Annotated in this window: 8 protein-coding genes and 3 pseudogenes; 6 read left to right on the top strand and 5 right to left on the bottom strand. The window is 67.4% G+C overall.

Annotated elements, in window-relative coordinates; all coding sequences use genetic code 11:
- Nucleotides 1-207, top strand: a pseudogene (locus ACY45C_RS10795) (isopenicillin N synthase family oxygenase); the annotation flags it as partial.
- Here ACY45C_RS10795 and ACY45C_RS10790 read toward each other — a convergent pair.
- Nucleotides 111-398 (bottom strand): SDR family NAD(P)-dependent oxidoreductase, encoded by a 288-nt coding sequence (locus ACY45C_RS10790; protein ID WP_462187484.1) that lies wholly within the window; start codon nt 396-398, stop codon nt 111-113. The pseudogene ACY45C_RS10795 and the gene ACY45C_RS10790 overlap by 97 nt on opposite strands.
- A gap of 240 nt (nt 399-638) precedes the next feature.
- Here ACY45C_RS10790 and ACY45C_RS10785 point away from each other — a divergent pair, with 240 nt between their 5' ends.
- From ACY45C_RS10785 to ACY45C_RS10775, 3 genes and pseudogenes are all read left to right on the top strand, one after another.
- Nucleotides 639-1403, top strand: coding sequence for a hypothetical protein (locus ACY45C_RS10785; RefSeq protein ID WP_462187483.1), 765 nt, complete (start codon nt 639-641; stop codon nt 1401-1403).
- A gap of 443 nt (nt 1404-1846) precedes the next feature.
- Entirely contained in the window at nt 1847-2995 is a 1149-nt protein-coding gene (locus tag ACY45C_RS10780) for an aromatic ring-hydroxylating oxygenase subunit alpha (RefSeq protein WP_462187489.1), read from the top strand.
- A gap of 204 nt (nt 2996-3199) precedes the next feature.
- Nucleotides 3200-3298 (top strand): annotated as a pseudogene (locus tag ACY45C_RS10775) (ATP-binding cassette domain-containing protein); the annotation flags it as partial.
- Nucleotides 3299-3570: 272 nt separating this feature from the next.
- Here the strand turns inward: ACY45C_RS10775 and rph are convergent.
- Nucleotides 3571-6024: pseudogene (gene rph, locus ACY45C_RS10770) on the bottom strand (rifamycin-inactivating phosphotransferase).
- A gap of 445 nt (nt 6025-6469) precedes the next feature.
- Nucleotides 6470-7279 carry a DM13 domain-containing protein gene (locus ACY45C_RS10765; RefSeq protein WP_462187482.1) on the bottom strand — a complete coding sequence of 270 codons (810 nt, stop codon included), beginning with the start codon at nt 7277-7279 and terminating at the stop codon, nt 6470-6472.
- Between the two features lie 144 nt (nt 7280-7423).
- On the opposite strand from ACY45C_RS10765, the gene ACY45C_RS10760 reads away from it, so the two are divergent.
- Nucleotides 7424-8122, top strand: coding sequence for a hypothetical protein (locus tag ACY45C_RS10760; RefSeq protein ID WP_462187481.1), 699 nt, complete (start codon nt 7424-7426; stop codon nt 8120-8122).
- Nucleotides 8123-8355: 233 nt separating this feature from the next.
- On the opposite strand, the gene ACY45C_RS10755 is transcribed toward ACY45C_RS10760, so the two are convergent.
- Nucleotides 8356-8853: a hypothetical protein gene (locus ACY45C_RS10755; protein WP_462187480.1), complete on the bottom strand. Its 498-nt coding sequence runs from the start codon at nt 8851-8853 to the stop codon at nt 8356-8358.
- Between the two features lie 399 nt (nt 8854-9252).
- Between ACY45C_RS10755 and ACY45C_RS10750 the strand changes: the two genes are divergently transcribed.
- Nucleotides 9253-9489, top strand: a complete 237-nt coding sequence (locus ACY45C_RS10750; protein WP_462187479.1) for a hypothetical protein — start codon at nt 9253-9255, stop codon at nt 9487-9489.
- A 44-nt stretch (nt 9490-9533) separates the two neighbouring features.
- Here ACY45C_RS10750 and ACY45C_RS10745 read toward each other — a convergent pair.
- A partial coding sequence (locus ACY45C_RS10745) for an NADPH-dependent FMN reductase (RefSeq protein ID WP_462187478.1) occupies nt 9534-9892 on the bottom strand: 359 nt, incomplete at its 5' end.

The raw sequence follows: 9892 nt of genomic DNA, 5'->3' as shown, positions 1-9892 counted from the left end.
TATCCGAGTCTGGACACTGTGCTGGAACCGCTGCCGGCCTTCGTCGGGGAGGACGGCACCGACTTCGAACCCGTCGTGCTGGGCGAGATCGACGAGACCAACGTCGAGAACTACCTGAAGGTCTTCGGCCGGCCCGAGCAGGTGGCCGCGTGGCGGGAGTGCCGTCCGTTCGTCGCGGAGCTCGCCGAGACCTCCGCCGGCCCCTGACCTGGATCGGCCGCTGACCTCCGCTGGCCGCCGTCCCGCTGGATGCCGGCGACGACGGCCGCGACGGCCGCGGCATCCCGCCGGTAGTTCACGACCACGTGATATCCGCGCCGGGCGAGATCGGTGGCGATCGCCGCGCCGATTCCCCGTCCCGCACCCGTCACGACTACCGTCGGAATCCAACCGGCCATTTTATCCCTCTCATCCCATGCGTGTCATCTGATCGGTTCCCCAGGTGCCGTAGCCGCGTGCCGTAGTCGCGGCCCGGAGACGGGAACGAGGGGGCTCCAGGAGGCTGAGCACGAGCGGACATTCTCCTTGCGGTTTCGCAACGACTGCGTGTCGGTTATGGAAAGCACCGCCGCCGCGACCCCTCCCTGCGTGTGTCATCGGCTTGATGGCAGAGGCTCCCCAGGCGAGAGGACGTCGACATGATCCGCGGGCTGGCTCGTACCCGGGTCTGGAGCGCGAGGACGCGTGAGGGGAGGAGAGCTTTCCTGCTCGCGGTCGTAATCATTTTACTTTCCATGGCGACATCGTCGCCGGTCAGGGCGGCCGGCGGTCCCACCCGCGGCGAGGGCGTCGCGGTTCCCTTCGAGGGGTTCACGGATCGCAACGGAGGCCCGACATCGATCGGCGGTGCGGTCGGTGTGGACCTGGTGCTCGGGTCGACCAGCCGACCGTACCTTCCCTGCCAGAACTACGACCCGCGGACCCGTACGGGCGACGCCTTCGTCAACGCCTGCCAGGAGCGGGGAAGTTACACCACCTACTCCCGTTTCCCTCCCGGCGGAGGCCTGCTTTTCCCGGCCGGCTACTTCATGAGCAACACCCAGCCCGACCTGGTCCGGGGTGGTCTGCTGCGGACCGACTGGGGAGCGCGCACCGCCGGCCTGTCGTTCGAGTTCTACTCGGATCAGGCGCATGACGCCGAGGTTGTCCATTCGCGTTTCTACATCGACCGGTTCGACCATTGGGCACACGGCTGGACGTACTCCGTCGCCATCGGCCGCATCGCCCTCACCGCCCTCGGCGACCCCGGGACCGCTCGGATCAGCGGGCAACTGACCGACCGCGGCCGGCCGCCGGCACCGGGCCGGGTGCGGATCGTCATCTTCGGTGGCCACGCCCGTTCCTCCACCGGCTACCCGATCTCCTCCTTCGCCGTTCGCACCAGCACCGGGTCGTCCGACTAGAGTAGCGGATCGCTCTACGCCGGCCCTCAGCGCATCACCGTCACCGACACCGTGACGCATCGGGAATGCGTCCTGGAACGCACGCGCGTCCTCGGCCCGGACAACAGGATCGACCTCGACCTCTCCCGGCCGGGTTTCGGTCAGCCCGGCAGCACCTGCTCGCCCTGACCATCGGCTCGGCCTGACCATCCGTTCGGGTGTCGTCTACGCAGGGTTGTATGTCTATGACATAGCGTACCCATCTACCCGGGATTATTGTCGGTGTTGCACATAGAGTGACACCGTCGCTCCTGTTGAGAATTCGACGATGTCGGCTCAACGGCGTTTGGCCGAGGGCATATACGATTTCGCTACTACGTCATATGCGATCTTGTGCCGATACTTCGGCACTCTTGGCATGACGTAACCGCCGTATCAGGACTGCCGCATCAAGGAGGCCTCAGATCGACCGCCACGAGCTCATCGATCTCACTCGACGGGCGCTCAAAATCGCGATGGACAAGACAACCGACATGGTGCCCGCTGAGCGCCGCCAGCCAGCCCTGGCGTACACGGGCCAGGAACGCTTCGAGCGCGAGCGCGAGCTTGTCCTGCGCTCTCCGCAGCTTGTCGGCTACCGCTCTGAGCTGCCGGCACCCGGAAGCTACTGCACGAAGACCGTCATGGGCGTTCCCGTGCTTCTGACCCGGGGCGAGGACGGCACGGTCAGGGCTTTCCAGAACGTCTGCGCCCATCGCCAGGCGCCGGTCGCGGAGGGCTGTGGCGTGGCCGAACGGTTCGTCTGCCCGTATCACGCCTGGGTATATGACGCCCAGGGTGACTTCGTCGGCGGACCCGGCCGTGAAGGTTTCCCCTCGACGATGGCCGGGAAGCCCCGCCTCACGCAACTGCCCGCCGCGGAGCATTCCGGATTCCTGTGGGTCGGTCTCCAGCCGGACAGCGGTCCCCTGGACATCGACGCCCACCTGGGAGAGCTCGGCCCGGAACTCGCGTCCTGGGACATCGGTAGCTGGGCTTCGGTGGGCGAGAAGGTGCTCGACTTCCCGATCAACTGGAAGTTCGCGCTTGACACGTTCGCCGAGAACTATCACTTCGCCACGGTGCACCGGGACACGTTCGCGCTGATCACCAAGAGCAACTGCGCGCTGTTCGACTCCTTCGGCCCGCACTATCGGCTGGTCTTCCCGATGCGGCACATCACGGACCTCGCGGACAAGCCCGAGGAAGAATGGGAACCACTGCACAACCTCGTGGTGATCTACGCATTGTTCCCCAACATTGTCCTTTCGGTCACCGTCGTCAACGGCGAGGTGTTCCGGGTCTATCCCGGGAGCGGGCCGGGTCATTCGATCACCTACCACCAGAACGCGTCGCCGATGGATCTCACGGACGAGGCGACGCGAACCGCCGCGGACGAGATCTTCGAGTACGCGCACGCCACGGTGCGCGACGAGGACTACCGCATGGCGATCGACATCCAGAAGAACATGGCGTCGGGGGCGCGGCCTGAGCTCGTCTTCGGGCGCAACGAGCCGGGGCTGCACCATCGTCATGCGGTCATCGACGAGGCACTTGCCGCATTCGGCGGGTAGCGCCGGTCCGGACGGGCCCCGCGCCGGCCCCGGCGCGGGTGGGCCGGGGCCCGTGGATCCGTTCGAATCTGAGGCCGGGACGTCGTCTTCGGCGTCCAGTTCCTCCAGCAACGATCTGATCTCAGCTTGGCCGAGTCCGGCTGTCACACTCGCTCCAGCGTGCCGGAGGTGATGAAGACTCCGCGCTTACGGAAGGCCAAGGGCGACCCGACCAATCACCTGTCCCTCACGCTCGTCGAGGAGCTGGAGGCCACGCTGGAGGACTATCCCGGCGCCCTCGTCCTTGTCCCTCACCGAGCACGGCACGTCCCTCAACGAGGCCCTCCGCCCGCTGGGCGAGTGGGGGAAACGACGTTGCGAGCGCCTCGCCGCCGAGGACGCGCCCACATCCGCGTAAGAATTCGTAATGAAGTAATTAATGCAAGCCAATATGCGTCTTCGCAGGTCACGGGCTCGCGAGGACCCCGAAGTGAACAAGTTATTTCATTCCGAATCCTAACCCAGAAAGATTAACTTCTTAGCGTTTAGCGTTGTTTTGGTCGGAAGCCACGGATGGGTGTTCTCGGTGTGATCAGTCAGGGTAGAATCTCGACGTACCCGTCGGTGCCGTGCACGCGGATCCGCTGCCCATCGGGGATCAGTCGGGTGGCATCTACCACACCGACGACGGCCGGCAATCCGTACTCCCGTGCGATCACCGCGCCGTGAGTCATTAATCCTCCGACCTCCGTCACCAAGCCCGCGATGGCGACAAAGAGGGGCGTCCAGCTGGGGTCCGTGTGGGCCGTGACGAGGATGTCGCCCGGTTCGAGATCGGCCCGTGCCATGTCCAGGATGACGCGGGCCCGCCCTTCGATGGTCCCGGCGGAGACCGGTAGGCCGCTCAGCGCGCCGGCCGGCAAATCGTCGCGTCGGTACGCCCCGGCGATGACTTCGCCATCCGACGTGAGCACCCGGGGCGGCGTGAGCGATTGATACGACCTGAACGCGTCCTTGCGCCGGCCGATGAGCCGGTCATCCACGCGGTTCGTGCGCACGACGTCGTGGAGCTCCTGGAACGTGAGGTAGAAGATGTCCTCCTTCTCACGAAGTACGTGGGCCTGTACGAGGCGCTCGGCTTCTTCCAACAAGGCCTGCTTGCACACGAAGTAGCGGCTCTGACCATGCCGTACTTCGGATACTCCCGGTACCCGATGAAGGTCCGGACCCGGTCGATCATCCGCTTCGTCTCGTCGGCCTTGCGCTCCCCGTCCGGCAGGGCCCGCAATCGCTCCAGCAGCTCCTGCTCCTTCTTCCAGGCCTCCTGCCGGCCTTGCTCGAAGCGTCGTCGGCTCTCGCCCAGCTCGAAGTTCTTGATGTTGCCGAGGATCATGGGCACGAGCGTGGAGGGGCGTTCACGCCAACGCGGCCGCGTGATGTCGATCTCGCCGACGCAGCGCATGCCGTACTTGTCGAGCCAGGCCTCGACGGCGTCTCGCGCTTCCCGCCCGCCCGCGAGCTTGGGCAGCGCGTCCAGGAAACCCTCGTCCTCGACGTGCTGCAGAAACGCCACCACGCCCGGATGTGGGCGGATCACGTCAGCGACGTCGAGCAGCGCCAGCCCCATTTCCGACGTGACGTTGTGGGGCACGGACCGCGTGAGCGTGTCCGCCGCGTTTTTCTCGCCCAGCCACGCCTCCAGCCGCTCGTTGAGCCACCAGGTGGCCTCCATCGCCGACATGAACACCTGATGGCTCCGCGGATCGAACAAGATCCGCCTCAGCTCCTGGAGGTCCACCCGGATGAAGTCGAGCAGCGCCACTCCCGACTTCGTCCGGATGTCGCGTTCCGAGGCGGCGATGGAAGCCTCGCTGCGCCCGATCAACTCGGTGACGATGGCCGGATCGGTCTCGATCGGGGCTGGCGCGCCGCCGGACAGTGGCCCGGGGGGACCCTCGTCAGGCAGCGGCCGGATGAAGCCGTCGCGCTCGAGGATGGTCTGCAGCGCGTCCCCGGTCAGCGGATCGGATTTCCCCATGAGCTCCAGGAAGCCGGCGCGGCTCGTCGGCGAGACCAGCCTCTGGGTGACGTCGACGAACAGGCGGCCGCCGGGGCGCGGGGGTCGTCATCTGCCAGAAGGAGAGCCCCAGGGGCTTCATGGGGTCGGTCATCATCTGCTGATGGCCGACGGAGACATAGACGTGGTTCTCCCGGTCGCCGGACTCGGGGATGGGGAACAGCGTGGTGATCGGCCGGCTCTGGACGATCTGGAAGCCGTCGTCGACCAGGCACCATTCGATGTCCTGGGGGCGGCCGAAGTGCGCTTCGATCCGCCGGCCGAGCTGCACGAGCCGCACGACCTGCGCAGCCGTCAGCGTCGGCTGCTCCTGCCGCTCCAGGTCGATCGCCTGTTCCTGCGTCCCGCCCGCCGGCGAGGCGTGAACCGCACGCTGCTTGGCGCCGACCGCCTCGGCGATGACCTCGCCGTCGCGCACCTTGAAGACGTCCGGGTTCACCAGGCCGGAGACCAGGGCCTCACCGAGGCCAAAGCTGGCCTCCACGGAGGCGACCTTCCGGTTGGACGTGACGGGGTCGGCTGTGAACAGGACGCCAGCCGCATGAGGGAAGACCATCTGCTGCACGACCACCGCCATGTGGACCGTACGGTGGTCAACGCCGTTGCGCTGGCGGTAGGTCACGGCCCGCTCGGTGAACAGCGAGGCCCAGCACCGGCTGACGTGCCGGAGGATCGCCGCCGCGAGATCGCCCGGGATGGCGATCCCTTCGATGGTCCGGCGAATCTCCGCGCTGAGCGTGCGGATCGCCTCCCGGTCATCCGGCTTCAGGCGCGACAGCTGCTCGAGCCGACCCTCAATCGACGGCACTTCCGCCATGATCCGCCGGAAGGCGTCCGTCGTCACGCAAAAGCCAGCCGGCACGCGGATGCCTTCGATCCGCGACAGCGCCCCCAGGTGCGCACCCTTGCCGCCAACGACCGCGACCTGCATCTCGTCAACCTCTTGAAGACCCAACACGTACTGCTCGCTCATCGCGATACCTCCGGGGCAGCCGTGCTCTCTTCCACTGCACTGGCCGATCGAATCACCGGCACCTCCAGCTCTGTCGAACCTCGTGTTGGGCACGTCCTCATCTCTCGTTGCCTTCCCTCGTCACCGCGTCCCCCATAGGTCGACAACAACACACGCACGTCGTGCCCCCAGGTCTTCGCCCGTTCCTGGTCCGGCCGACGATTCTGCAGCGCGACCCGGGAAGCCCTAGCCCTCGGCTTCGCAGATATCTCCAGGCGATCGCCGCCGTTGAAGTCAAAGCGTCCGCAGCCCCTTCGTGTGCCGACGCACGACACCTTGAATGGCTTCAGGCGGAGATCGGTGCGCGGTTCACTACATCGTGACAAAAATGTAGCGATTGATCGCGACGCAACCGCGACTGCGATTACGCCCCACCCCAAGCCGCATTTGCAGGTGGTGGGTGCCTTCAGACGCCGACGGTGGCCGCCGCGATCGGCACGGCGAAGGCTCGGCACCAGATCAGCACGGTCGTGGGCGTGTCGATGTCGACGTCGGCGGCCACCGGGTAGTTCTGGTCGCCGAGGTTCCCCCTCAGCCTGTCGAGCCGGGTGCTGCCGGCCGGGTCGGTCTTGTCGGCCCCGGGCACCAGGTGCACCTGATAGTCGGGCCCGGGTTCGACGTCGAGGTCTTCGAACCGGACGAGGTGTGAGCCGTCCGCGAGCCGGATGAGTCGCGCGGTCCCGGTCGCGTCGTGGTCGATGCCGACCAGCTGCGCCCGCCCCAGCTCGACGACATCCGCCCCGGCCGCCGGTTGCGTCGGGGCCGGCGGCCGGGGCGGCGTCTGCCCGGGTGCCGGCCCCGCCTGCGGGGCGGCGCCGGGCGGGGACGGTCGGGTCGACAGGACCGCGGTGACGTCGGCGGGTAACTCCTCCTCGACGGTCACGTTTCGGAACGCGGGCAGGACTGTGACGACGAACGCGAGCAGCACCGGCACGGCCTGTGCTGCCCCGGTGAGCACCGGTCCCCTCCCCAGTCTGGGCAGCAGGAAGCCGAGGCCGGCGACCGCCGCCATGATGACGAGCGTGAAGGCGACGCTGCGCGGGCTGGCGAACGCCGATCGGATGACACCGGGCTTCCAGGCCGCGAAGACCAGCCCGCCGAGTGCGGCGACCACGGGTACCAGCAGGGAGCTGCGCGGGTAGCCCAGCAACGTGGGCGTCGATCCTGATTTACGTCCCGACCTGTGCTCCGGACGGCGAGGCGTAGATGTGCTCATGGACATACCATCCTCGCCGACCGCGCATCGTTACACGGCGGCCGGCGATGTCGCGCAGGATCCCGTGGGCCGCCGACGGGGCCACGACCTACGACGGAAGGCTGATGGCCCGATCAGGAGGGTGGGGACTGGCAGAGTGGGCTGATGGACATGGGGGAGCCGGTCGCGTGGGCGCCGGGGATGTCGCTGCTGCCCGACGTCAGTCCGGCGGCGTGGGTAGCGGCAGCCCTGGCCGCTACCACGTCAGCCGCAACGGTCGCGGCGATGGTGCCGCCCGTCTTCGCGGCCTATGCCCGGGTGCTGCCGCCGACTTACGACCGTGAGGGTGTGGGACGGCGACACCGGTGGTCCGAGATCGCCGCATGCCGAGGCGTGGCGCTGACGGCCGAGACCCGGTTCGACGACCTCGTCGCCGGTTCCGACCATTGGGGGCGACCCTCTGACGGAGGCTTGGACGCGCGGGAGACGGCGGCTCTCGCGAGGGTCCTGTCCAGCTTCACCGACACGCCGGACCAGGCGTACTTCTGCCTCTGGGAGAGTTTCGGCCTCGCTGAGACGCGCGCCTGGGAGGACCGGCCGATGCGTGTGCGGACAGCTAACCGGGCGTACCACCTGCTCACCGGGCCGGTGAGCGCCGCCCCGATGTTGCCGGCGCCGGTGGAGTGGAGGTGCGCGAGTCTGTGGTGGCCCTACGATCGGGCCTGGCTTGTCGCCACCGAGATCGACGGCTACTCCACCTACATCGGTGCCAGCCACGCCGCGATCGACGCGGTCCTCGCCGATCCCGCGATCGACGCCGTTGCCGCGCGTCCCGCGACCCCGCTCGATCCCAGCTACGGCTGACGTTCACCCACCTCCTCAACTCGGCGGCCCGAAGCGGCGTCATGCGGGCAGCCGGACGTCCTGTCATCAGCAGATGAGCGCGTTGGTTAGTCTTGCGCGAGGTCTGTCTGCGATTCGCCGTCGGTCCGCGCGAGCACTTTCTGCTGGTGGCTTCGGTGGGTGGTCCGGCGGGCGCGCTGGTTGCCTGCATCGCCTGGAGCGGACTCGGGCCGCCCTCGCTCGTTTCGACAACGTCAGCCGGTCGACGGCTCCCCGAGCCGGACCAGGTTGAGTCGGTAGGAGCGCACCTGCGGGTCCTCATGCCTGGCCGGCATCGCTGCGGATACCTCGGATGGCAGCCGGTCGAGTACGGCCCGTGGGGCTTCGGGCAGGGTCCGGGATTCGAGGATCTCCAGCCCGGGCACCTGGCGTTCCAGGTCGGCCGGGTTTTCGCAGAACCAGCGGGCGCGGGCGTCGACCTTGCTCAGCGCGTCATGCTGTTCCTGGTTCTGCCGCATCCACTCGCCCCAGCTGTCGAAGGCGGCGAGGCTGCCGGGAAACCGGCCCGCGACCTGGGCAAGCACGTTGTGGACGTCGTGCTCGTCGAGGAACCCGAGCACGGCCTCGGCCACGAACATCCATGGCCCCGGGCCGGTGTCCGCGGCGACCTCGAGCCAGTCGTCGTCGAGGACGGACCCGGCCAGGTGCCGGCGGCGGGTGCCGTCGCTGAAGAAGCGGCGGCGCAGCGCCATCGCGTCAGGAAGATCCAGCTCCAGCCACCGGCCGCGACCGCGAGCGACGCCCGCCCGTACAGCGGGATCAGCAACGTCTCCGCGACGGCTCCCAGCTCGGCGGCGACGCCCGGGCCGGCCGGCGTCTTCCATGGGCCAGTCATGTGCCACCATCTCCCACTATTGAAGACGGTTCTCATGATTGCCAGGGATGCTGGTCGTCAGGAGTGACGACCGGTCGGCCGCCACCATCGCCCGGGCCACGGCGAAGGTCGTCGACGACCAGAAACCGCAGAGCACCGTGAGTGACGAGCGGGCCTCGGTGTGGGCAGCTGCGGTGCGGCCCGGAGCCGGTGGTCGCGAACGCATCACAGTCCTCTCGTTGATGAAAACGGTTGTCATTATAGACAGAGGGCCTGCGTGGAGACGAACAGGGGCTGGCCGAGGACGAGCCTGGACCGGGTCGTCGCCGTCGCCCCGTCGGTGCACGAGGCGTGGGTGGACGCCGGGTTCAAGACCACGGTCATCGAGCACGGGGCGGGGCTGGGGATCGTCAGGGAAGAACTCCGCCAGGAAGCCGTCCTTGTCGTAGTTGTGAACCGCGTCCTAGTTGTGAACCGCGCTCACTGGTCATACTCTTTGAGACAGACGGCGTAGCGGGCTTCGGCCAGCGGTATCGCGTGCCGGTACCAGGCGGACCACTAGTCGAGGTAGGGCACCTCGGCGCGCGCCTTCTGGAGTGCGGCGGCCCACCAGGCAAGCTGGTTGAACAATGTCTTGGCGTAGCCGGGAGCGTCGGGATCAGCTGGCCGACCAGCATCCCAGTTCACGAAATAGTTCGGGAATGCCAGCCCGTCGCGAATGGTCACCGCGTGCAGCTCGGTGAGGACGTTCTCCAGGTGCAGGACTGCGTGTCGACCGCCCGCCGCGCCGCCGTAGCTGACAAAAGCGACCGGCTTCGCGGTCCACTGGGTGAAGTGCCAGTTGATGGCAGCCTTCAGTGACGCCGGGTAACTATGGTTGTATTCGGGGGTTACTAGGGCCTGTTTGGGAAGTATGT

Source organism: Frankia sp. CcWB2, from assembly GCF_977927585.1.
The sequence above is the reverse complement of the archived record's forward strand: the minus strand, read 5'-3'. Positions and strand labels throughout refer to the sequence as shown.